Raw genomic sequence first — 21,999 nt, forward strand, 5'->3', positions numbered from 1 at the left:
GAGCGGGAATGGCTGATTACGAAACGATCCTGACGGAAAAGAAGGGCGATGTCCTCGTCATCACGCTGAACCGCCCCGAGCGGCTCAACGCGGCGTCGATCCAGCTCGCCGAGGACCTGACGGTCGCGCTGTACGATCTGCAGGGCGCGCGCGCGGTGCTGCTGACGGGCGCGGGCCGGGCATTCTGCTCGGGCGCCGATCTTCAGGCCCGCGGCGGCGGCGACAGCGTGGTGAAGGGTGGTGACACCAGCCACCGCGCGCTGATGAACTTCTACAACCCGCTGATGAGCCAGATCATGAACCTGTCGGTGCCGGTCGTCACCGCGGTGAACGGCCCGGCGGCGGGCGTCGGCTGCTCGATGGGGCTGTCGGGCGATTTCGTGTTCGCCGGCAAGAGCGCGTACTTCCTCCAGGCGTTCGTCAACATCGGGCTGGTGCCCGACGGCGGCTCGACCTGGCTGCTCGCCAAGACGATCGGCAAGGCGCGCGCGACGCAAATGATGATGCTGGGCGAGCGGATCGGCGCCGAGCAGGCCGAGCAGTGGGGGCTGATCTACAAGGCGGTCGACGACGCCGCGCTGATGGACGAGGCGCTGGCGATGGCGACGCGCCTCGCGAGCGGGCCGACCGTCGCGCTGTCGGCGATGCGCAAGAACATTCAGGTCGCACTCGACGGCACGTTCGATCAGGTGCTGCGCGCCGAGGCGGAGGGGCAGCGGCTCGCCGGTGGTTCGCAGGATTCGCGCGAGGGGGGGCTCAGCTTCCTCGAGAAGCGCAAGCCGGTGTTCAGGGGCCAGTAAACCACATGCTCCGTTCGTCCTGAGGAGAGGCTGAGCGGCGCGAAGTTTCGTCTCGAAGGACCGCCCCGCGCGTTGACGCGGATGGCAGTCCTCCGAGACGGCACTTCGACAAGCTCAGTGCCTCCTCAGGACGAACGGCTGGGATGACGATAGCAATGACCGACAAGCCCGAAACCAACCTTGGCGAAGACACCGGCGCCGCGCCCAAGCCGGCACCGATGCCGACCGAAGTCGCGTCGCCGCCGCCCGCGCCCACGCTCGACACATGGGCGAAGGCCGCCGCCAAGGAGGTGAAGGGCAAGAATCTCACGTGGGACACGCCCGAGGGGATTCAGGTCAAGCCGCTCTATACCGAAGCGGATACCGAAGGCTGGGAGCCGGGTCTGCCCGGTTTCGCGCCTTTCACACGCGGCGTGCGCGCGTCGATGTATGCCGGGCGCCCGTGGACGATCCGCCAGTATGCCGGCTTCTCGACCGCCGAGGAATCGAACGCCTTCTATCACCGCAACCTGAAGGCGGGGCAGAAGGGGCTGTCGGTCGCGTTCGATCTCGCGACGCACCGCGGCTATGACAGCGACCACCCACGCGTCACCGGCGACGTCGGCAAGGCGGGCGTCGCGATCGACACGATCGACGACATGAAGATCCTGTTCGACGGCATCCCGCTCGATCAGATGAGCGTGTCGATGACGATGAACGGCGCGGTGATCCCGATCCTCGCCTTCTTCATCGTCGCGGGCGAGGAGCAGGGCGTCGACCGCAAGCTGCTCGACGGGACCATCCAGAACGACATCCTCAAGGAGTTCATGGTCCGCAACACGTACATCTACCCGCCCGAGCCGAGCATGCGGATCATCTCGGACATCTTCGGCTACACCAGCCGCGAGATGCCGAAGTTCAATTCGATCTCGATCTCCGGCTATCACATGCAGGAAGCTGGCGCGACGCAGGTGCAGGAGCTCGCCTTCACCATCGCCGACGGCATGGAATATGTGAAATACGGCGTCGCGAGCGGGCTCGATATCGACAAGTTCGCGGGCCGCCTGTCGTTCTTCTTCGCGATCGGCATGAACTTCTTCATGGAAGTCGCCAAGCTGCGCGCCGCGCGCGTGCTGTGGCACCGCGTGATGACCAACCTTGGCGCGCAGGACGAACGCTCGAAGATGCTGCGCACGCACTGCCAGACGTCGGGCGTCTCGCTAACCGAGAAGGATCCGTACAACAACGTCATGCGCACCACGATCGAGGCGATGGCGGCGATGCTGGGCGGCACCCAGTCGCTCCATACCAACGCGCTCGATGAGGCGATCGCGCTGCCGACCGATTTCTCCGCCCGCATCGCGCGCAACACGCAGATCGTGATTCAGGAAGAGACGGGGATGACCAAGGTCGTCGATCCGCTCGGCGGCAGCTATTACGTCGAGGCGCTGACCAAGGATCTGGTCGACCGCGCATGGGCGATCATCGAGCGCGTCGAGGCGGAGGGCGGCATGGCCAAGGCGGTCGCCGCCGGCTGGCCAAAGGCGATGATCGAGGAAGCGTCCGCGGCGCGCGCGGCGCGGATCGATCGCGGCGAGGAAGTCGTCGTCGGCGTCAACAAATACACCAAGGACAAGGAGGATCCGATCGAGATCCTCGACGTCGACAACGTCGCGGTGCGCGAGGCGCAAATCCGCCGCATCGAGAAGGTGAAGGCGGAGCGCGACGGCGCGGCGTGCCAAGTGGCGCTCGACGCGCTGCGCGACGGCGCGAAGGGTAATGGCAACCTGCTCGAACTCGCGGTGGAATGCGCGCGCAAGCGGGCGACGCTGGGCGAGATCTCGGCGGCGATGGAGGATGTGTTCGGCCGCTTCGGCACGTTCCCTACGCCGGTGAAGGGCATCTACGGCGGCGCGTACAAGGAGGACGAGCGCTGGGCGCGGCTGCTGCGCGGTGTTGAGGCGACCGAGCGCCGGCTCGGCCGCCGCCCCCGCATGTTCGTCGCCAAGATGGGGCAGGACGGGCACGATCGCGGCGCCAATCTCGTCTCGTCGATGTTCGGCGACCTGGGGTTCGAGGTGATCGCCGGGCCGCTGTTCCAGACGCCGAAGGAATCGGCCGCGGTGGCGCTGGAAAAGGACGTCGACGTCGTCGGCGCGTCGAGCCTCGCCGCGGGTCACAAGACGCTGATTCCCGAACTGATCGGCCACCTGCGCGATGCCGGGCGCCCGGACATCAAGGTGATCGCGGGCGGTGTGATCCCGGCGCAGGACTATCAGGCGCTGTACGACAGCGGCGTGCAGGCGATCTTCGGCCCGGGCACCAACCTCATCAAGGCGGCAGAGGACGTGCTGCGGCTGCTCGGCCACAACATGCCGCCCGAAGGCGAAGAGCAGGCGGAGGCGGCGGAGTGAGACTGCTCGTGCACACTGCGGGTCTGGCCTGCATCGCGCTGTTATGTGCCACCCCCGCCGCCGCGCAGACGCAGGCGCAGATGAACGCTTCCGCCGGCACAGACTATCGGCGCGCCGACGCCGCGATGACGGCGCAGTGGAAAGCGACGTACGCGTACATGAAGCGTGAGGATGCGCAGAACACGGTGGGCACGCGCAGCCCGGGCTATGCCGCGGCGACGCTCGCCAGCCAGCGCGCGTGGCTCGCCTTCCGCGACGCGCAATGCGCGATCGAGACGAAGGAGGTCGAGGGCGGATCGATGGCGCCGATGGTGCGCGCCGGCTGCCTCACGCGGCTGACCAAGGAACGGACGAAGCAATTGAAAGATTTGATGTGGCGCCGATGATCCGCACCGATTGGACGCGGGCGGAGATCGCCGACCTGTTCGACCTGCCGTTCGACGAACTGATGTGGCGCGCGCAATCGGTGCACCGCGCGCACCATGCGGCGGGCGAGGTGCAATTGTGCACGCTGCTGTCGATCAAGACCGGCGGCTGCCCCGAGGATTGCGGCTATTGCTCGCAGTCCGCCTCCGCCGACAGCGGGGTGAAGGCGACCAAGTTGATGGACGTGCGCGCCGTGCTGCAGAGCGCCGCGCAGGCGAAGGACGCGGGCTCGCAGCGCTTCTGCATGGGCGCGGCGTGGCGCAATCCCAAGGACAAGGACATGCCCGCCATCGTCGAGATGGTGCGCGGCGTGCGCCAGATGGGGATGGAGACGTGCATGACGCTGGGGATGCTCACCCCGCGCCAGGCCGCGATGCTCGCCGACGCCGGGCTCGATTACTACAACCACAATATCGATACCTCGCCGGAGCGGTACGGCGACGTCATCACCACGCGCACCTTCGGCGAGCGGCTCGAAACGCTGGAGAACGTCCGCACCGCCGGGATCAACGTGTGCTGCGGCGGGATCGTCGGCATGGGCGAGACGCGCGAGGATCGCGTCGGCTTCGTTCACGCGCTCGCGACGCTGCCGCGGCATCCGGAAAGCGTGCCGGTAAACGCGCTGGTGCCGGTGAAGGGCACCGTGCTCGGCGACATGCTGGCGGACACGCCGCTCGCCAAGATCGACGACATCGAGTTCGTGCGGACGGTGGCGGTGGCGCGGATCACCATGCCGATGAGCATGGTGCGCCTGTCGGCGGGGCGGGAGAGCATGAGCGAGGCGACCCAGGCTTTGTGCTTCATGGCCGGCGCGAATTCGATCTTCACCGGCGACAAGCTGCTGACCGCGGGCAACCGCGGCGACAGCGCCGACGCCGCGCTGTTCGCGAAGCTCGGCGTGCGGCCGATGCAGGCGGAAGAGCCGATGCGCGCACGCCGCGACGAAGCCGCGCTCGAGCCGGCTGAATAAAGGTGATCGGGGAGCCTGCCTCCCCGCATAGGGTTCGATCGCTTGCGACGGCACACCCGCCGCAGGCCTAGGGGAGAAGGCAGTGTTCAAGAAGATCCTGGTCGCCAATCGCGGCGAGATCGCGTGCCGGGTGTTCCGCACCGCGAAGAAGATGGGCATCAAGACCGTCGCGGTCTATTCGGATGCCGACGCGCGTGCGCCGCACGTGCTGATGGCGGATGAGAGCGTGCGGCTCGGGCCGGCGCCGGCGGCGGAGAGTTATCTCAAGGCGGATCTGATCCTGCTCGCCGCCAAGGAGACGGGCGCGGACTGCATCCACCCCGGCTACGGCTTCCTGTCCGAGCGTGAGAGCTTCGCCAAGGCGTGCGCCGAGGCGGGTATCGCCTTCGTCGGTCCGCCGCCCAACGCGATCGCCGCGATGGGCGACAAGATCGAATCGAAGAAGCTCGCCAAGGAAGCCGGCGTCAACGTCGTCCCCGGCTATCTCGGTGAGATCGCGGACACCGACGAGGCGGTGAAGATCGCCGGCGACATCGGCTATCCCGTCATGATGAAGGCGTCCGCCGGCGGCGGCGGCAAGGGCATGCGGCTCGCGTGGAGCGAGCAGGACGTGCGCGAGGGCTTCGAGGCGACCAAGCGCGAGGGGCTGGCGAGCTTCGGCGACGACCGCGTGTTCATCGAGAAGTTCATCGAGAGCCCGCGCCACATCGAGATCCAGGTGCTCGGCGACCAGCACGGCAATGTCGTCTACCTCAACGAGCGCGAATGTTCGGTGCAGCGCCGCCACCAGAAGGTGGTCGAGGAAGCGCCGTCGCCGTTCGTCACGCCCAAGATGCGCAAGGCGATGGGCGAGCAGGCGGTCGCGCTGGCCAAGGCCGTCGGCTACTACTCCGCCGGCACGGTCGAGCTGATCGTCTCGGGCGCCGACAAGACGGGCGAGAGCTTCTACTTCCTCGAAATGAATACCCGCCTGCAGGTGGAGCATCCGGTTACCGAAGAGATCACCGGGCTCGATCTGGTCGAGCAGATGATCCGCGTCGCTTATGGCGCGAAGCTCGGTTTCGGGCAGAAGGACGTCAAGATCAACGGCTGGGCGATCGAGAATCGCGTCTATGCCGAGGATCCGTATCGCGGCTTCCTTCCCTCGATCGGCCGGCTGGTACGCTACAATCCGCCCGCTGCGGACAAGCGCCAGGCGCCGTTCGGCGACGACGAGGGCGCGCCCGGCGTGCGCGTCGACGACGGCGTGTACGAGGGCGGCGAAGTCAGCATGTTCTACGATCCGATGATCGCCAAGCTGATCACCCACGGCAAGACGCGCGAGGAAGCGATCGACAAGCAGGTCGCGGCGCTCGACCAGTTCGAGATCGTCGGGCCGGGCACCAATCTCGATTTCGTCTCCGCGCTGATGCAGCACCCGCGTTTCCGCTCGGGCAATATCACGACGGGGTTCATCGCCGAGGAATATCCCGAGGGCTTCCACGGCGCGCCGGCGTCCGAAGAAACGGTTCGCGCGCTCGCCGGCATCGCCGGCTTCGCCGCGACGGCAGAGGCGGACCGCGCGCGCCGTGTCGACGGGCAGCTCGGCGATCGGCTGCATCCGCCGGCCGACTGGGTGGTGCGGATCGACGGCAAGGACCATGATGTCACCGTCTCGCCCGATGCGCTGCGCGTCGACGGGGCGGACCTGCCGCTCGCGCTCGAATACACGCCGGGTGACCGCGTCATCGTCGCCGAGCCGACCGAGGGTGATGCGCCGGCGCTGACGGTGAAGCTTGCGAAGACGCGTACCGGCTTCACGCTCAACGCGCTCGGCGCCAGCCACAAGGTGCGCGTGCTGCCCGCACGCGCGGCGCCCTACGCGCAGCACCTCCTCGAGAAGGTGCCGCCCGATCTGTCCAAGTACCTGATCGCGCCGATGCCCGGGCTGCTGGTGCGGCTCGACGTCAAGGCCGGCGACAAGGTCGAGGCGGGGCAGCCGCTCGCGGTGGTCGAGGCGATGAAGATGGAGAACATCCTGCGCGCCGAGAAGAGCGCGGTGGTGAAGAGTGTCAGCGCCGAAGCGGGCGCGAGCCTCCAGGTTGATCAGGTGATCCTCGAGCTCGAATAGCCGATCTCCCGTTCCTGCCGGTTCCGGAGGCCGGCAGAAACGGCGCGTGCCGCACTGCGACAAATCGCGACACTAAAGTGCTGGACCGGACGGGCCGCCGCCGCCATCCCGATCCCATGCAGCGTTTCCGCGCCTCGCTCCTCCTCGCCGTCGCGCTCGGCGGATGCACCGTCGGGCCCGACTATCGTCCGCGTACGGCGAGCGAGCTGGGCGTTCCCGACGCCTATTCGGTTACCGCGGCGCCGACGCGCGAGGATCTGACGCGCTGGTGGCGCGGGTTCGACGATCCCGTGCTCGGCGATCTCGTCGAGCGTGCCGCGGCGACCAATCTCGACATTGCGCAGGCAGCGGCGCGGCTGCGCCAAGCACGCGAGGCGCTGGTGCAGAACCGCGCGACCCTGCTGCCGACGCTCAACGGCTCGGGCGGCTACAGCCGGTCGGAGACGCTACGCGGCGGCGGCACCGTCCAGAACGTCGGCGGGGGCGGGGGCTCGAACTTCTCGCTCGGGCTCGACGCGCAATACCAGCTCGGCCTGTTCGGCGAGGTGCGGCGCACGATCGAGGCGAGCCGCGCGCAATATGAAGCGTCGGGGTTCGATCAGGCGACCGTGCTGCTGTCAGTGCAGGCGGAGGTCGCGCGCAACTACGTGCTGGCGCGGCTGTATCAGCTGCAGCTCGCGAACGCGCGCGACAGCCTCGCGTTGCAGGACGACAATCTCGAGATTGCCGGCTTCCGCGTCCAGGCGGGGCTCGTCTCCAGCCTCGATCAGGAGCAGGCCCGCGTCCAGCGCGCGCAGACTGCAGCGTCGATCCCGCAGATCGAGCAGCAATATAACGCCGCCGTGTCGCGGCTGGGCGTGCTGACCGGCCAGGCGCCCGGCGCGCTCAAGCCGCTGCTCGCCGCGCCGCGGCCGATCCCGCGTGGGCCGCAGGCGGCAGGCGCGGGCATCCCCGCCGACGTGCTGCGCCAGCGCCCTGACGTTCGCTCGGCGGAGCGCAACCTCGCCGCCGCCACCGCGCAGATCGGTGTCGCCAAGGCGCAGCTCTATCCCGCGCTCGCGATCAGCGGCAGCATCAACACCAATGCGGGCAACATCGGCGGGCTGCTCGAGACGATCACGGGCGGGCTTTTCGCCGGGCTGACGCAGGCGATCTTCAACGGCGGACGGTTGCGCAGCCAGGTCCGTGGGGCCGAAGCCGCGACCGATGCCGCGCTCGCCGCGTACAAGCAGGCGGTGCTCATCGCGCTTGAGGACGTCGAGAACGCTCTGGTCGCGCGGCGCAGCGCGCAGGAGCGCGAGCGGCAGTTCGCGATCGCGCTCAACGCGGCGAACGCCTCGGCAATCCTCAGCCGCAGCCAGTATCGCACCGGCCTCACCGATTTCACGACGCTTAGCCAGCAGGAGGCGGCGCTGCTGTCGGCGCGCAACAGCGCGGCGCAGGCGCGCGGCGATCAGGCGACGGCGCTCATCCAGCTATACACCGCGCTCGGCGGCGGGTGGGACGCGGGCGCCGCGCCGCTCGCCGATACCGATCCGCAGCGTCTCAACCAGAACGGATCGCGCTGATGGCGACGACGGACCTCGACGATTTCCTTGGCGTGAAGCCGCAGCCCGCGTGGCGGCGCTGGATCAAATGGCCAGCGATCGCGCTCGGCGTCATCCTGCTCGTGCTGCTCGGCATGCGCCTGTTCGGTTCGAGCGCGGAGACGGGATACGCCACCGCGCCGGTGCGGCGGGGCGATCTGACCGTCACCGTTTCCGCGACGGGCAAGCTCGCGCCGACCAACCAGGTAACGGTGGGTTCGCAATTGTCGGGGCTTGTCACGCGTGTCGTCGTCGACGTCAACGACCGCGTCGTCGCCGGCCAGCCGCTCGCGCTGATTGATCCCGAGCAGATCGACGATCAGATTCGCGCCGGCGAGGCGCAGCTCGCCGCCAATGTCGCGCAGGTCAACCAGGCGCGCGCCACGGTGTCCGAAGCGCAGGCGCAGCTCGCGCGGTTGCAGGAGGTTTACCGGCTGTCGAACGGCCGCGTGCCCTCGAAGACCGAGCTGCAGACCGGTCAGGCCAATGCGCAGCGCGCGGTCGCCGCACAGCGCGTCGCGGAGGCCAATGTCTCCGCCGCGCGCGCCAATCTCGCGCAGAGTCAGACGCAGCGCCAGCGCGCGATCATCCGCTCGCCCGTCAACGGCGTCGTGCTCGCGCGGCAGGTCGATCCCGGTCAGACGGTCGCCGCCTCGTTCAACACGCCGACGCTGTTCGTCATCGCCGAGGATCTGAGCCAGATGAAGCTCGAGGTCGCGATCGACGAGGCGGATGTCGGCGCGGTGAAGCAGGGGCAGAAGGCGAGCTTCGCCGTCGATGCCTTTCCCGGCCGCACCTTCCCGGCGACGATCACCCGCGTCGATCTGGGTTCGAACCTGACCGCCAGCACGGCGAGCGCATCGAGCAGCGGCACGGCGAGCACGACGGCGAGCACCGGGCAGGTCGTCTCCTATGCTGCCGATCTCACCGTCGCGAACCCGACGATGGAGCTGCGCCCGGGGATGACGGCCACCGCGGATATTGTCACCAGCGACAAGAAGAACGTGCTGCTCGTGCCCAATGCGGCGTTCCGCTTCGCGCCGACCGCGGCGGGCGACGGCGGGCAGGGCGGCATCGCCGGCTCGCTCACCTTCCGTCCGCGCCGCGGCAATTGCGCCGAGCGCCAGGTGACGGTGGGCCGCGGCGCGCAGCAGACCGTGTACGTCAAGGGCGAGGACGGCCAGCCGCGCGCGATCCAGGTGACGACCGGCGATACCAACGGCAGCGTGACGGAAGTGCTGTCGGGCGGGCTCAAGCCAGGCATGCAGGTCATCACCGGGCAGCTGGCGGGCGGTGACGAGGGCGCGGCGCCGCGCGGCGGCGGCCAGCGCCGCCAGCGGCAGGGAGGCGGCGGCGGTGGCGGTGGCGCCTGACGCGCGCCGCGCCGCCGGCGACCCGATCATCACGCTGCGCGGCGTGACGAAGACCTATGGCACCGGGCCGACCGCGTTCCAGGCGCTGAAGGGCGTCGATCTCGACATCGCGGCGGGGGATTTCGTTGCGGTGATGGGTCCGTCGGGATCGGGCAAGTCGACGACGATGAACATCCTCGGCTGTCTCGACGTGCCGTCGGGCGGCACCTTCCTGTTCCGCGGCCACCATGTCGAGACGCTCGACCGCGATCAGCGCGCGCTGCTCCGCCGCCGCTACCTCGGTTTCGTCTTCCAGGGGTTCAACCTCTTGAGCCGCACCAGCGCGCTCGAGAATGTCGAGCTGCCGCTGCTGTACCGCGGCGACGATCGCAAGGCGCGGCGCGACGCTGGCATGGCGGCGCTCGACAAGGTCGGGCTCGCCGACTGGTGGGATCACACGCCTGCCGAACTGTCGGGCGGCCAGCAGCAGCGCGTCGCGATTGCGCGCGCGATCGTGACGCGGCCCGACGTGCTGCTCGCCGACGAGCCGACCGGCAACCTCGATTCCGAACGCTCGGTCGAGATCATGGAGCTGCTCACCGATCTCAACCGGACGAGCGGAATCACCGTGCTGATGGTGACGCACGAGCCCGACATGGCGGCGTTCGCGCACACCGTCGTTCACTTCAAGGATGGGCTGGTCGAGCGGATCGACGCCAATCATCGCATGGGGGAGGGGGTGGAATGATCTTCGGCACCACCTTCATCCTCGCGCTGCGCTCGATCCGGCGGCACCTCCTGCGCTCGTTCCTCACCACGCTCGGCATCGTCATTGGCGTCGCCGCCGTCGTCGCCATGGTGACACTGGGCAAGGCAACGACCAGCGCGGTGCAGCAGCAGATCGCTGCGCTCGGCACCAACGTGCTGCAGATCCGCCCCGGTCAGGGCTTCGGTCGCGGCGGCGGCGGCCCGCGCCCGCCCGATTTCAAGCCCGAGGACGTCACTGCGATCGAGCAGCAAGTCGCCGGCGTCACCGCCGTCGCACCGCAGGCGTCGGCCACCGCCACCGCGATCTACGAGGGCGCGAACTGGTCGACGACGATCCAGGGCACCACCAATGCGGTATTCACCGTGCAGCCATGGCCGCTCGCGCAGGGGCGCACCTGGACGCCGGCGGAGGAGCAGGCCGGAAAGGCGGTATGCATCATCGGCAATACCGTGCGGCAGAACCTGTTCCGCCGCGGCAGTGCGGTGGGGCAGCGGATGCGCATCGGCGCGATCAGCTGCGACGTCATCGGCGTCCTCACTGCGCGCGGTCAGGCGGGGTTCGGCGGCGATCAGGACGATACGGTGGTGATGCCGATCAAGGCCGTCCAGCGCCGCTTCACCGGCAACCGCGACGTGCGGCTGATGCTGGTCGGCGTCGATCAGGCCTATTCGACCGCGGCGGTGCAATCGTCGATCAGCGATCTGCTGCGCGAGCGGCGCAACGTCGGCGGGGGCAAGCAGGACGATTTCAACATCTTCGACACCAAGCAGATCAGCGACACGCTGACGGGCACGACGACGCTGCTGACGCGCATCGTCGCCGCGGTGGCGGCGATCAGCCTCGTCGTCGGCGGGATCGGCATCATGAACATCATGCTCGTCTCGGTCACCGAGCGGACGCGCGAGATCGGCATCCGGCTCGCGATCGGCGCGGTGGCGAACGAAGTGCTGATGCAATTCCTCGTCGAGGCGGTGACGCTGTCGATGCTCGGCGGGCTGATCGGGCTGATCCTGGCGCAGCTCGTCATCCTCGTCGCGACACCGCTGATGCAGGTACCGTGGACGTTCGATCCGACGATCAACATGATCGCCTTCGCCATCGCGGCGGTGATCGGCGTCGTCTTCGGCTATTTCCCCGCCCGCCGCGCGGCGGCACTCAACCCGATCGACGCGCTGCGCCACGAGTAGCGCATCGGTAATCAGGCGCGTCGGCGGGTATGCGCCTCGGGTGCGTGGACCAGCCGGCGCAACTCCTCGAGCTCCCCAGGTGTGTCGACATCGATCAGTTCGGCCGCGGTGGTGACGACGTGCTTGCCCGCGCGGATCAGCGCGCGCGCACCGTGATCGCCGGTGATCGCCAGCAGCTCGTCGAACCGATCGCGCCCGAACAAGGCCGGCGGGCGCGGCTGGCGACCGTCGCTCGACGCCACCACCGCGCGCGCATCGTCGGCGGCGTCGAGCAAATTGTAGACGTGCGTCGCGGTAACGCGCGGCATGTCGGCGAGCGCGATCGCCACCGCCGCGGCGTTGCGCGCATGCGCGCAGGCGATGCCGAGCCGCAGCGAGGACGCCATGTCGGCGATCGCGGCGTCGTTGCGAACCACGGTGTAGCCGTGCTGCGCATAGTCGATGCGGCAATTGGCGGTCACCGCGATCCGCTCGCGGAACGGCATGTCCTCCAGCGCCACCGCGACGTGCAGCCCGAGGGCGCGGCCGAGAAACGGTTCGTCGAGCTTGCTGCCGATGTCGCCGAAGCGGGTCGATTTGCCCGCCGCGAGCAGGACGAGGACGACGTCCTCAGCCGCGATCATGAAACGCCTTGATCATCGCCCCCGCGACCGACAGCGCGATCTCCGCCGGCCCGATCGCGCCGATATCGAGCCCCACGGGCCCGTCGATCCGATCGAGGTCCGCGTCGCTTACGCCCGCCGCCGCCAGCCGCTCGCGCCGCGCCGCGTGGCTCTTGCGGCTGCCCAGCGCACCGACGTAGCCGGTGTCGGCGGCGAGCGCCGCGATCAGCGCCGGGTCATCGATCTTGGTATCGTGGCTAAGCGTCACTACCGCGGTCGACGGACCCGGTTTGTACGCCGCCACCGCCTCGTCGGGCCAGCGATCGTCGAGCACCGTATCGGGAAAGCGCTCCTCGGTAAGGAAGCGCCCGCGTGGATCGACCACCACCGTTTCGATTCCCAGCGTGCGCGCGAGCCCGACCAGCGATTGCGCGATTTGCACCGCCCCGACGACGATCAGCCGGCGCGGCGGATCGTAGCGGTTGGCGAAGACTGCCCCCGTTTCGACGGGCCGCAGATCGGAATGGCCGGTCGCAAGATCGGTCGTCACCGTCAGCGACTGGCCGTTGGCACGCGCGGCGACGATGCGGTCGAACAATTCGGGATCGAATCCCTCGGCGCTCACCGGCTGCACCATGACGCTGATCTGGCCGCCGCACGGCAGCCCGACTTCCCACGCGCTGGCGTCGGCTACGCCATACTCCTTTACCGCGAACGGCGCGCCCGCGAGAATCTGCGCCGCGGTATCGAGGATGTCGCCTTCGACGCAGCCGCCCGACACCGAGCCTTCGAACCGCCCGTCCTCGTGCACCAGCATGTGGCTGCCGCGCGGCCGCGGAGCCGATCCCCAGGTCGAGACGACGGTGGCGAGCGCCATCCGGGCTCCCTTCCACGCCTGGGCCGCGGAAAGGACAGGGTCGTTATCGGCCATGGATCACACCGGGGGGAGCGAGGGGAGGAGCTTATCGAGGGTTACCGGCATGTTGTAGCTGCGCACGCCGGTCGCATTGTGGATCGCGTTGACGATCGCCGCGCCGGCACCTGCGATGCCGAGCTCGCCGACGCCCTTGGCGCCGACCGGGTTGGCCGAATCATCGATCTCCTCGATGAAATGCGCCTCGATCTGCGGCACGTCGGCATTCACCGCGACGTGATACTCGCCGAAATCGGGGTTCACGAACCGCCCGTTGCGCGGATCGACGACGGCGTCCTCGCTCAGCGCGTAGGCCAGCCCCCACACCATGCCGCCGACCACCTGGTTGCGCGCCGTCTTCTCGTTGAGCACGCGGCCGATGTCGAACACGCCCAGCATCCGGCGCACGCGTACCTCGCCGGTCACCGCGTTGACCGCGACTTCGGCGAACTGCGCGCCGTGGCTTGCCTGGCTCGTCGCCTGCGATTCCTTGCCGGGCGACGTCTTGCCGCGCGCGGTGATCGGCGCGCCGCGCACCAGATCGCCGATCGCGCTCGTCCGTCCGCCGGCGGTGACCTGACCGTCGAGCAGCGCGAGATCCTCCTGTGCGGCGTTCATGCGCAGCGCGAGTTCGGCGAGTATATCCTCGCACGCCAGCGCCACCGCCGCGCACGCGCTGCCCGCGCCGAACGATCCGCCCGAACCCGCGCTCGGCGGCAGGTCGCTGTCGCCGATCACCACGTCGATGGCGCTCACCGGCAGGCCGAGCATCTCGCCCGCGGTCTGCGCCAGGATCGTGTAGGTGCCGGTGCCGATATCGGTCATGTCGGTGCGCAGCGTCGCGCGCCCGTCCGCCTCCAGCGTCACCTCGGCTTCCGCCTGGACGGTGAAGTTGCCGCGCAGCGCCGCCGCCATGCCCATGCCGATCAGCCACTCGCCCTCGCGCCGGCTGCCCGGCGTCGCCGCGCGCCGCTCCCAGCCGAAGCGCCGCGCGCCCTCTTCGTAGCAGTCGAGCAGGCGGCGGGTGGAGAAGCGCTTACCCGTCGTCGGATCGACACTCGGCTCGTTGCGCCGGCGCAGCTCGATGGGATCGAGCCCGAGCTGCTCGGCGAGTTCGTCCATCGCGCACTCGACCGCGAAGGTGCCGATCGCCTCGCCCGGCGCGCGCACTGCGCCCGTCGCGGGCAGGTCGATCCGCGCGAGATCGGTGCGGAAGCGACGCGCCTTGCCGGCGTAGAGCGGCAGCGTGCCGAACGGCACCGGCTCGAGGAACCCGCTGTCGTCGTTCTGATAGGCGACGCTCTCGTGCGCCATCGCGCTGATATTGCCATCGGCATCGCAGGCGATGCGCATCCGCTGCTGCGTCGGCGAGCGGTGGTGCACCATATAGGCGGTCTGCCGGCGCGTCAGCGCGACCTTCACCGGACGCCCGACCTTCTCTGCCGCGATCGCGGCGAAGATCACCTCGGGGCCGACGCCCGTCTTGCCGCCGAACCCGCCGCCGACATAGGGCGCGAGTACGCGCACGCGGTCCTTGTCGATCCCCAGCGCCGTCGCGATCGTGCCCTTCGCGCCGCCGATCACCTGGTTGCTCGACCGCACGATCAGCCGCTCGCCCTCCCACCACGCGGTGGTCGCGTGCGGCTCGAGCGCGGCGGGGAAGTGGATCGGCGTCGAATAGGTGCGATCGAACACAATCTCGGCCGCGGCGAGCGCTTCGTCGAACCCGCCCTTGTCGATCGCCGGCAGGAAGCCGAGCTTGTGATCGCGCTCGACCGTGACGTCGCCCGCGTCGAAGCGGCCCGGCTGCTCGGCGTAGTTCACCTCGATCAGCCGCGCCGCGGCGCGCGCCGTCTCCTGCGTCTCGGCGACGACGAGCGCGACACCCTGGCCGTAATGGAAGATCTCGTCGCTGCCGAGCGTCGCGGGCGCGCGCGAATTGCCCTCGCCGGTCGGCATGCGCGGATCGCCATGGATCACCGCGATTACGCCGGGCAGCGCCTCGGCCGCTGCGGCGTCGATCCCCGTCACACGCCCGCGCCCGATCGCCGCCGTCACCACCGCCATGTACGCGGTACGCTCGGGCGCCTGCTCATAGGCGTAGTGCGCCGCGCCGCTGACCTTGGCCGGCCCCTCGTAGCGGTCGATCGGCTTGCCCAGCAGCCCCTGCTGCGCGCGGTCGAGCGCGGCGGGGCGGTACGGGGCGTCCATCGCGACGTCGTTCATGGCTGCACCTGCGTCAGCTCGCGCAGCGTGGCGGTCAGCACGCGCCGCACGAGCGGGATCTTGAAATCATTGTGGCCGTAGCCGCGCGCGTCCGCGAGCAGCGCGTCCGCCGCCGCGGCGAAGGTCGCCGCATCGGGCGCCTGGCCGACCAGCGCCGCCTCGACCGCCGCGTCGCGCCACGGCATCGGCCCGAGTCCGCCGAAGGCGAGCGCGGCGTAGGCGATCCGCCCGTCCTCCACCGCGATCACGCCGGCGACGGAGACGACGGCAAAGGCGTAGGACGCGCGATCGCGCACCTTGCGATACGCCTGTCGCGCGCCCGCCGGCGGGGCGGGCAAAGCGACGTGGGTGATGAGCTCGCCCGGTTCGAGCACCGTCTCGATTTGTGGCGTGTCGCCGGGCAGGCGATAGAAATCCCCGAGCGGGATGCGCCGCCGGTCGCCGTCGGGCTTCAGCGTCACCACCGCCGCGTCGAGCGCGCGCATCGCCACCGGCATGTCGCCGGGATGCGTCGCGATACATTGGTCGCTCGTCCCCAGCACGGCGTGGATGCGGTTGAACCCGCCGATCGCGTCGCAGCCGCTGCCCGGCACTCGCTTGTTGCACGCGGCGTGCGTGTCGTAGAAGAAATAGCAGCGCGTGCGCTGGAGCAAATTGCCCCCCGTCGTCGCCTTGTTGCGTAGCTGCCCCGACGCGCCGGCAAGCAGCGCGCGGCTCAGCACGGGGTAGCGTGCGATCACGCGGGGGTGCGCGGCGAGATCGCTGTTGGGCACCAGCGCGCCGATCAGCAGCCCGCCGTCGCGCTCCTCGATCGTATTGAGGTTAAGCCGGCTGATGTCGACCAGCGCCTCGGGCGTCTCGACCTGCAGCTTCATCAGATCGATGAGGTTGGTGCCGCCCGCAATGAACCGCCCGCCCGCTTTCACCGCAGCTTCGGGACTGTCGGCGCGGGTATAGCTGAACGTCTTCACGCCGCCGCCCCCGCCTCGTGCACGTCGCGGATCGCGTCGACGATCGTCGGATAGGCCGAACAGCGGCAGATGTTGCCGCTCATCCGCTCGCTGATCTCGGCATCGTCGAGCTGAGGCGCCGTGAGATCACCCGAGACGTGGCTCGGCCATCCCTTCGCGACTTCGTCGAGCATGCCGACTGCCGAGCAGATCTGCCCCGGCGTGCAATAGCCGCACTGATAGCCGTCGTGACGGACGAACGCGGCCTGCATCGGGTGCAACGCGTCGGCGCTGCCCAGCCCCTCGATCGTCGTAATGTCATCGTCCTGATGCATCACCGCGAGCGTGAGACACGCATTGATCCGCCGTCCGTTGACCAGCACCGTGCACGCGCCGCACTGGCCGTGGTCGCACCCCTTCTTGGTGCCGGTAAGGCGGAAATCCTCGCGCAGGAGGTCGAGAAGCGAGGCGCGGATATCGGGATCGGCCTCGCGCTTGCTGCCGTTGATGGTGAAGCGCATGACGATAGTATGCGCGCTTCGATGATCCGATCCAAGAGTGCCGCAATAATTCTTGTTATGCTGCTGGCGGGCGGCTGCGCTTCGCGGCAACCTGTGGCGATGGATCCGGTCGCCTCGCTCTCGCCCCCCATCGTCATCGCGCACCGCGGCGCCTCGGGCGAGCGGCCCGAGCACACGCTCGCCGCCTATGCACGGGCGATTCAGCAGGGCGCCGACGTGATCGAGCCGGATCTGGTGCCGACGCGCGACGGCGTGCTCGTCGCGCGGCACGAGAACGAGATCAGCGAGACGACCAACGTCACCGATCACCCCGAATTCAGCGATCGCCGCGCCACCAAGACGATCGACGGCAAGACGCTGACGGGCTGGTTCACCGAGGATTTCACGCTCGCCGAACTGAAGACGCTGCGCGCGCGCGAGCGCCTGCCGCTGCTCCGCCCGGATAATACGGCCTATGACGGGCAGGAGACGATCCCGACGCTCGACGAGGTGATCGCGTTCGCCAAGCGCCACGGCGTCGCGATCTATCCCGAGACCAAGCATCCGAGCTATTTCGCCGCGATCGGCCACGGCACCGATGCGCCGCTCGTCGCCGCGCTCAAGGCGGCGGGGTGGGACAGCGCCGACGCACCCGTCTTCATCCAGTCGTTCGAGGTCGCGAACCTGCGGCGCCTCGCGACGATGACGAAGATCCGGCTGATCCAGCTCGTCGATGCGGATGGCACACCGGCGGATGGCGCGGCGGCGAGCTATGCCGATATGACGACGCCCGCCGGGCTAGCCGCGATCGCGCGCTACGCCTGGGGGATCGGCCCCAACAAGGCGATGCTGTGGCAGGGGGATGCGCCGAGCACGCTCGTCCGCGACGCGCACGCCGCCGGGCTGCGCGTCCACCCCTGGACGTACCGTGCCGAGAACTACTTTCTGCCGTCACCTTTCCGCCAAGGCATGAATCCGCGCGGACACGGCGATGTCGCCGCCGAGATTGCGGCCGCGCTTCGCCTTGGTATCGACGGATTTTTCACCGATTTTCCTGCTATCGGGGTGAAGGCGCGAAACGACGCGCGGGGAGTGAAGTGATGCGTAAGATCATCGTGTGTGCGGCCGCGCTGGCGCTGCCGCTGAGCGCCGGCGGGTGCATTCGCACCGCGGCCAGCGTCGTCACCGCGCCGTTCAAGGTCGCGGGGCAGGCGGCGGACTGGGCGACGACCAGCCAGGACGAGGCGGATCGCAACTACGGCCGCAAGATGCGCAAGAAAGAAGCGCGCGAGGGCCGCGAGCGCCGCGACTGGGAAAAACGCTGCCGCCGCGATCCGGAGAATTGCGGTCGCTACGACGGCTACGTCGCCGGCCGCGACAATTAGGCGGATCCGCTAGGCCGCGTTCATCGCGCGCGGCCCAGCGTCTCGGCAACCGCCTGCAGCACCTGCGGGCGATGCTGCACGCCCATGTGGCTCGCCACCACCTCGATCGCGCGGCATCCCGGCTCGTCCGGCGCGTGGCAGATCAACCCGTTGACGATCCCGTCGGTGGCGCTCCAGATCGCGGTGGCGGGCACCGGCAGCGGGCGCGCGATCTCCGCCAGCCGCTCCTGCACGGCCGGCCCGTCGACCTTCTCGCCCGTCATCCACTCGAACAGCCGCCACACATTCGTTGCGCGCGGGCTGCCGGCATAGGGCGATGCGATGGTGATCACCTCGCGCACCAGATCGGGGCGGCGATGCGCCGCGAGCCGCGCGATCATCCCGCCCAGGCTGACGCCGACCAGCGTGACCGGCCCGTTCTGCGCCACGCTCGCCTCGAGCCGCGCAAACAGCAGTTCGGCCTCCGCGCCGATCGTGCGCACGCCGAAATTGGCGCCCATTCCCCAGCCCTCGGCGCGGTAGCCGAGCCAGCCGAGATAGCGGCGCATCGGGAACATCGATCGGTCGCCGGTGAACAGCCCCGGCAGCGTCACCACCGTCCGCCCGTCACCCTTGGGCGCCGACAGCAGCGAACGCCGCGCGCCGAGCAGCAACATCGTGCCCGCGATCGAGCGCACCGGCTCGGCGATCCACTGCCGCGGCGGTGGCGGCGCGAGGGTGAAGGGCAGGGCGGCGGCCGTCATCGGCAATTCCGTAACGAGCTTGCGCAGTAGAGCGCAGCGGGCCTCGTTACAGTTCCATGACGGAACGGCGCCTGAACCGATAGCGCCGACCTCGCGGCGTGATCGGATTGCTACTCGGCGCTCACCAGCAACTTGTCGATCCGTCGCCCGTCGAGGTCGACCACCTCGAACTTCCAGCCTTGCTCCACGAAGCTCTCACCCTCGCTAGGCAGATGGCGGAACACCGCCAGTGCGAGCCCAGCGACGGTCGCATAGTCGCGATCCTCGGGCAGATCGATGCCGAGCCGGTCGGCGAGCGCGTCCGCCGCCATCGTGCCGGCGACGAGCAGCGAGCCATCGTCACGCTCGACGACATTAGGCGCGTCGCCAGGGTCGCTGTCCGACGCGAACTCGCCGGCGATCGCGGCAAGCAGGTTGGCCGGCGTCACGATCCCTTCGAAATGGCCGTATTCGTCGTGGATCAGTGCCATCGGCACGTCCGCGCGGCGCAGCGCATCGAGCGCATCCATCGCGTCGATCCGGTCGATCACCACCGGTGCCTTGCGCACCAGCTGCGCCAGATCGAGCGTCTCGCCGCGCGCGAGCGCACGCGCGATGTCGCGCGCCTGCACCACGCCGATCACCGCGTCGATCGATCCGTTGGCGACGGGCAGGCGGCTATGCGCTGACGTAAGCAGCTTGGCGCGGATCGCCGCATCGTCGAGCGCGGCGTCGAGCCATTCCACCTCGGTACGCGGCGTCATCACCTCGCGCACCGGTCGGTCGGCGAGCCGCACGACGCCCGAGATGATCGAGCGTTCATGCTCCTCGATGATGCCCGATTTCGACGCTTCGGCGACGATGTGGTGGATCTCCTCGGCGGTGACGTGCTCCTCCGATTCGCGGTTGAGCCGCAGCAACTTGAAGATCAGCGCGCTGCTCGCATCGAGCAGCCAGACGAGCGGCTTGGTGCCGACCGCCAGCCACGTCATCGGCAGTGCGATCCAGGCCGCGACCGGCTCCGGCTTTCGCAACGCGAACTGCTTGGGGACGAGCTCGCCCAGGATCAGCGAGGCGAAGGTCGTCAGCCCGATCACCAGCGTCAGCCCGATCGTGTGCGCCGCCGCCGTAGGCACGCCGAGCGCCGCAATCCGCGCCGCTGTCGGCTCACCCAGGCTTGCGCCCGAATAGGCGCCGTTGACGATCCCGATCAGCGTGATGCCGATCTGCACCGTCGACAGGAACTTGCCGGGATCGGCCGCCAGCGTCAGCGCGGCGCGCGCGCCGCGATGCCCGCCGCGCGCCATCGCCTCCAGCCGCGCGCGCCGCGAAGATACGATCGCGAGCTCGCTCATCGCGAAGACGCCGTTCAGCGCGACGAGCGCGAGGATGATGAGGACGTCGATCCAGGGGAACGGCGGAAGCATGGTGTGACGATCTCTTGGCGGGAAAAGCCGTCGCCGACAACCACCCGCGTCAGCGATGGTTCAGCACGCAGGCGGAACAACCGTCGCGAAAACCGGTTTGAGGCGGAAACCGATAGGGGAATGTTGATGCGTATCAAGTCAGCTCTGATTTCCACGATTGCCGGCGGCGCGCTGCTCGCGACGGCTGCGTGCACCACCGATCCCGAGACGGGCGAGCGGCGGATCTCGAAGGCGGCGATCGGCGGGATCGGCGGCGCGCTCGGCGGCTATCTGCTCGGCGATCTCGTCGGCGGGCGGCGCGATCGCACGGAAAAGATCATCGGCGCGGGCATCGGCGGCATCGCCGGCGCTGGGATCGGCGCCTATATGGACAAGCAGGAACGCGATCTGCGCGCGCGTACCGCCGGCACCGACGTGCAGGTGATCCGCCAGGGCGACGATCTGCTGCTCAACATCCCCAGCGGGATCAACTTTGCGTACAATTCGGCGGCGGTGCAGCCGCAGTTCCAGCGCACGCTCGATCAGGTCGCCGGCGTGCTCAGCGAATACAACCGCACCTATGTCGACGTGTACGGCCACACCGATTCGACCGGCAGCGACGCCTATAACCAGGGCCTGTCCGAACAGCGCGCCCGCGCCGTCGCCGATTATCTGTCGACTCGCGGGGTGCAGAGCGCACGGATCGGCACGCGCGGCTTCGGCGAGACGCAGCCGATCGCAACCAACGAGACCGAGGAAGGGCGCGCCGCGAATCGCCGCGTCGAGATCAAGATCGTGCCGATCTCGCAGAACGAAGCAGGCTGAGCCGGTGGCGCTGACGCAGGTTCGTCAGCGCCGCGCCTGAAAGAAAGCGCGCAAAAGGTCGCGCGCCTCGCCATCACCGATCCCGGCATAGACTTCGGGACGGTGGTGGCAGGTCGGCTGCTCGAACAGGCGTGGTCCGTGCTCGACCGCGCCGCCCTTCGCATCGCTTGCCGCATAATAGAGCCGCGCGATCCGCGCGTGCGCGATCGCCCCGGCGCACATCGCGCACGGCTCCAGCGTCACCCACAGGTCGCAATCTTCCAGCCGGTCGCGCCCAAGCTGCGCAGCGGCGGCGCGAATCACCAGCATCTCGGCATGTGCGGTCGGATCAAGCAGGCGACGCGGCGCATTGGCCGCTGTCGCGATCACCTCGCCCTGATACGTAACCACCGCGCCGACCGGTACTTCGCCGATCCCCGCCGCCTCGCGGGCAGCGTCTAGCGCGCGGCGCATCGGTGCGGGCAGGGGAAACATCCCACCGCCCGTATCGCCGATCGGTAAGGGTCGCCAGTCGAGCGACCCCCCGAAACGTGCTTACTGTGCCGGCGTCGGCGTCGCGCCCGGCTTCTGCACCTGGATGCTGGGCACCTCGACCGTCTTGGTTTCGGTGCCCACGTCGATCCGCCCGACATCGGCTTTGAATTCTGGCGCCTGCCCGCCCTCCAGACGCGGCAGCTGCGCCGTCTGCGTCTGATCGATGCTGATGAACCCAGTCGCCATCCCCGCCAGAATCACGAGCGCGGCGATGCCAAGTAGGACGAGCAGGGCACGCATGACGGGTATCTCCACAACCGATTCGCTGCCGGAACAACGCCCGCCCGCGGCCAAGAGTTGCATCACCGGTCGCTTGACCTTTGCCCGTGCGATGGTTATCGGC

The 21,999-nt window shown here is 69.0% G+C and carries 21 protein-coding genes; 12 read left to right on the forward strand and 9 right to left on the reverse strand.

Annotation, left to right across the window (positions count from 1 at the left end):
* Positions 1 to 8 precede the first annotated feature (8 nt).
* From F1C10_RS12400 to F1C10_RS12440, 9 genes are all read left to right on the forward strand, one after another.
* Positions 9 to 800: an enoyl-CoA hydratase-related protein gene (locus tag F1C10_RS12400; RefSeq protein WP_185206593.1), complete on the forward strand. Its 792-nt coding sequence runs from the start codon at positions 9 to 11 to the stop codon at positions 798 to 800.
* Between the two features lie 218 nt (positions 801 to 1,018).
* Positions 1,019 to 3,193, forward strand: coding sequence for a methylmalonyl-CoA mutase (scpA, locus tag F1C10_RS12405; RefSeq protein WP_185210224.1), 2,175 nt, complete (start codon positions 1,019 to 1,021; stop codon positions 3,191 to 3,193).
* Complete coding sequence (locus F1C10_RS12410) at positions 3,190 to 3,579, forward strand: lysozyme inhibitor LprI family protein (protein ID WP_258042901.1); 390 nt, start codon at positions 3,190 to 3,192, stop codon at positions 3,577 to 3,579. The genes scpA and F1C10_RS12410 overlap by 4 nt, the downstream gene beginning before the upstream one ends.
* Positions 3,576 to 4,589 carry a biotin synthase BioB gene (bioB, locus tag F1C10_RS12415; protein WP_185206595.1) on the forward strand — a complete coding sequence of 338 codons (1,014 nt, stop codon included), beginning with the start codon at positions 3,576 to 3,578 and terminating at the stop codon, positions 4,587 to 4,589. Before F1C10_RS12410 ends, bioB begins: the two co-directional genes overlap by 4 nt.
* A gap of 82 nt (positions 4,590 to 4,671) precedes the next feature.
* Positions 4,672 to 6,699, forward strand: coding sequence for an acetyl/propionyl/methylcrotonyl-CoA carboxylase subunit alpha (locus tag F1C10_RS12420; RefSeq protein WP_185206597.1), 2,028 nt, complete (start codon positions 4,672 to 4,674; stop codon positions 6,697 to 6,699).
* A gap of 116 nt (positions 6,700 to 6,815) precedes the next feature.
* Complete coding sequence (locus F1C10_RS12425; protein WP_185206598.1) at positions 6,816 to 8,267, forward strand: efflux transporter outer membrane subunit; 1,452 nt, start codon at positions 6,816 to 6,818, stop codon at positions 8,265 to 8,267.
* Positions 8,267 to 9,658 carry an efflux RND transporter periplasmic adaptor subunit gene (locus F1C10_RS12430; protein WP_185206600.1) on the forward strand — a complete coding sequence of 464 codons (1,392 nt, stop codon included), beginning with the start codon at positions 8,267 to 8,269 and terminating at the stop codon, positions 9,656 to 9,658. The genes F1C10_RS12425 and F1C10_RS12430 overlap by 1 nt, the downstream gene beginning before the upstream one ends.
* Positions 9,642 to 10,385: an ABC transporter ATP-binding protein gene (locus tag F1C10_RS12435; protein WP_258042902.1), complete on the forward strand. Its 744-nt coding sequence runs from the start codon at positions 9,642 to 9,644 to the stop codon at positions 10,383 to 10,385. Before F1C10_RS12430 ends, F1C10_RS12435 begins: the two co-directional genes overlap by 17 nt.
* The gene (locus tag F1C10_RS12440; RefSeq protein WP_085810095.1) at positions 10,385 to 11,593 is read left to right on the forward strand and encodes an ABC transporter permease; all 1,209 of its coding nucleotides are present in this window, start codon (positions 10,385 to 10,387) and stop codon (positions 11,591 to 11,593) included. The genes F1C10_RS12435 and F1C10_RS12440 overlap by 1 nt, the downstream gene beginning before the upstream one ends.
* An 11-nt stretch (positions 11,594 to 11,604) precedes the next feature.
* Here F1C10_RS12440 and F1C10_RS12445 read toward each other — a convergent pair whose 3' ends face one another.
* The 5 genes from F1C10_RS12445 to F1C10_RS12465 are packed head-to-tail and all read right to left on the reverse strand — an operon-like array spanning position 11,605 to position 16,805.
* Positions 11,605 to 12,216, reverse strand: a complete 612-nt coding sequence (locus F1C10_RS12445) for an NTP transferase domain-containing protein (RefSeq protein ID WP_185206602.1) — start codon at positions 12,214 to 12,216, stop codon at positions 11,605 to 11,607.
* Positions 12,203 to 13,126, reverse strand: a complete 924-nt coding sequence (locus tag F1C10_RS12450; RefSeq protein WP_185206603.1) for an XdhC family protein — start codon at positions 13,124 to 13,126, stop codon at positions 12,203 to 12,205. The genes F1C10_RS12445 and F1C10_RS12450 overlap by 14 nt, the downstream gene beginning before the upstream one ends.
* Positions 13,127 to 13,129: 3 nt before the next feature.
* Complete coding sequence (locus tag F1C10_RS12455; protein ID WP_185206605.1) at positions 13,130 to 15,334, reverse strand: xanthine dehydrogenase family protein molybdopterin-binding subunit; 2,205 nt, start codon at positions 15,332 to 15,334, stop codon at positions 13,130 to 13,132.
* Positions 15,331 to 16,305 carry a xanthine dehydrogenase family protein subunit M gene (locus F1C10_RS12460; RefSeq protein WP_185206607.1) on the reverse strand — a complete coding sequence of 325 codons (975 nt, stop codon included), beginning with the start codon at positions 16,303 to 16,305 and terminating at the stop codon, positions 15,331 to 15,333. Before F1C10_RS12460 ends, F1C10_RS12455 begins: the two co-directional genes overlap by 4 nt.
* On the reverse strand, positions 16,302 to 16,805 hold the full coding sequence (locus F1C10_RS12465) for a 2Fe-2S iron-sulfur cluster-binding protein (protein ID WP_185206609.1): 504 nt from the start codon (positions 16,803 to 16,805) through the stop codon (positions 16,302 to 16,304). Before F1C10_RS12465 ends, F1C10_RS12460 begins: the two co-directional genes overlap by 4 nt.
* A gap of 99 nt (positions 16,806 to 16,904) precedes the next feature.
* Between F1C10_RS12465 and F1C10_RS12470 the strand changes: the two genes are divergently transcribed.
* Together F1C10_RS12470 and F1C10_RS12475 are read left to right on the forward strand one after the other, a co-directional pair.
* A complete protein-coding gene (locus tag F1C10_RS12470) occupies positions 16,905 to 17,885 on the forward strand; it encodes a glycerophosphodiester phosphodiesterase (RefSeq protein WP_258042903.1) in 981 nt (326 codons plus the stop codon).
* Positions 17,885 to 18,169: a hypothetical protein gene (locus tag F1C10_RS12475; protein ID WP_185206612.1), complete on the forward strand. Its 285-nt coding sequence runs from the start codon at positions 17,885 to 17,887 to the stop codon at positions 18,167 to 18,169. Before F1C10_RS12470 ends, F1C10_RS12475 begins: the two co-directional genes overlap by 1 nt.
* Positions 18,170 to 18,189: 20 nt before the next feature.
* Here the strand turns inward: F1C10_RS12475 and F1C10_RS12480 are convergent, their stop codons facing one another.
* On the reverse strand, positions 18,190 to 18,912 hold the full coding sequence (locus tag F1C10_RS12480) for a triacylglycerol lipase (RefSeq protein WP_185206614.1): 723 nt from the start codon (positions 18,910 to 18,912) through the stop codon (positions 18,190 to 18,192).
* A gap of 110 nt (positions 18,913 to 19,022) precedes the next feature.
* The gene (locus F1C10_RS12485) at positions 19,023 to 20,318 is read right to left on the reverse strand and encodes a hemolysin family protein (RefSeq protein WP_185206616.1); all 1,296 of its coding nucleotides are present in this window, start codon (positions 20,316 to 20,318) and stop codon (positions 19,023 to 19,025) included.
* A gap of 126 nt (positions 20,319 to 20,444) precedes the next feature.
* On the opposite strand from F1C10_RS12485, the gene F1C10_RS12490 reads away from it, so the two are divergent.
* A complete protein-coding gene (locus F1C10_RS12490; RefSeq protein ID WP_185206618.1) occupies positions 20,445 to 21,122 on the forward strand; it encodes an OmpA family protein in 678 nt (225 codons plus the stop codon).
* A 24-nt stretch (positions 21,123 to 21,146) separates the two neighbouring features.
* Here the strand turns inward: F1C10_RS12490 and F1C10_RS12495 are convergent, their stop codons facing one another.
* Together F1C10_RS12495 and F1C10_RS12500 are read right to left on the reverse strand one after the other, a co-directional pair.
* Positions 21,147 to 21,575, reverse strand: coding sequence for a nucleoside deaminase (locus tag F1C10_RS12495; RefSeq protein ID WP_185210227.1), 429 nt, complete (start codon positions 21,573 to 21,575; stop codon positions 21,147 to 21,149).
* Between the two features lie 81 nt (positions 21,576 to 21,656).
* Positions 21,657 to 21,896 carry a hypothetical protein gene (locus F1C10_RS12500; protein WP_185206619.1) on the reverse strand — a complete coding sequence of 80 codons (240 nt, stop codon included), beginning with the start codon at positions 21,894 to 21,896 and terminating at the stop codon, positions 21,657 to 21,659.
* Positions 21,897 to 21,999 lie beyond the last annotated feature (103 nt).

Source organism: Sphingomonas sp. NBWT7, from assembly GCF_014217605.1.
Taxonomy (GTDB): domain Bacteria; phylum Pseudomonadota; class Alphaproteobacteria; order Sphingomonadales; family Sphingomonadaceae; genus Sphingomonas.

Bases quoted from the DNA above. Each gene is read 5' to 3' on its own strand.
- F1C10_RS12465 (WP_185206609.1), bottom strand. From the start codon at position 16,805: ATGCGCTTCACCATCAACGGCAGCAAGCGCGAGGCCGATCCCGATATC.
- F1C10_RS12495 (WP_185210227.1), bottom strand. From the start codon at position 21,575: ATGCGCCGCGCGCTAGACGCTGCCCGCGAGGCGGCGGGGATCGGCGAA.
- F1C10_RS12485 (WP_185206616.1), bottom strand. From the start codon at position 20,318: ATGCTTCCGCCGTTCCCCTGGATCGACGTCCTCATCATCCTCGCGCTC.
- bioB (WP_185206595.1), top strand. From the start codon at position 3,576: ATGATCCGCACCGATTGGACGCGGGCGGAGATCGCCGACCTGTTCGAC.
- F1C10_RS12450 (WP_185206603.1), bottom strand. From the start codon at position 13,126: ATGGCCGATAACGACCCTGTCCTTTCCGCGGCCCAGGCGTGGAAGGGA.
- F1C10_RS12480 (WP_185206614.1), bottom strand. From the start codon at position 18,912: ATGACGGCCGCCGCCCTGCCCTTCACCCTCGCGCCGCCACCGCCGCGG.
- F1C10_RS12475 (WP_185206612.1), top strand. From the start codon at position 17,885: ATGCGTAAGATCATCGTGTGTGCGGCCGCGCTGGCGCTGCCGCTGAGC.
- F1C10_RS12455 (WP_185206605.1), bottom strand. From the start codon at position 15,334: ATGAACGACGTCGCGATGGACGCCCCGTACCGCCCCGCCGCGCTCGAC.
- F1C10_RS12500 (WP_185206619.1), bottom strand. From the start codon at position 21,896: ATGCGTGCCCTGCTCGTCCTACTTGGCATCGCCGCGCTCGTGATTCTG.
- F1C10_RS12400 (WP_185206593.1), top strand. From the start codon at position 9: ATGGCTGATTACGAAACGATCCTGACGGAAAAGAAGGGCGATGTCCTC.
- F1C10_RS12490 (WP_185206618.1), top strand. From the start codon at position 20,445: ATGCGTATCAAGTCAGCTCTGATTTCCACGATTGCCGGCGGCGCGCTG.
- F1C10_RS12470 (WP_258042903.1), top strand. From the start codon at position 16,905: ATGGATCCGGTCGCCTCGCTCTCGCCCCCCATCGTCATCGCGCACCGC.
- F1C10_RS12425 (WP_185206598.1), top strand. From the start codon at position 6,816: ATGCAGCGTTTCCGCGCCTCGCTCCTCCTCGCCGTCGCGCTCGGCGGA.
- scpA (WP_185210224.1), top strand. From the start codon at position 1,019: ATGCCGACCGAAGTCGCGTCGCCGCCGCCCGCGCCCACGCTCGACACA.
- F1C10_RS12445 (WP_185206602.1), bottom strand. From the start codon at position 12,216: ATGATCGCGGCTGAGGACGTCGTCCTCGTCCTGCTCGCGGCGGGCAAA.
- F1C10_RS12430 (WP_185206600.1), top strand. From the start codon at position 8,267: ATGGCGACGACGGACCTCGACGATTTCCTTGGCGTGAAGCCGCAGCCC.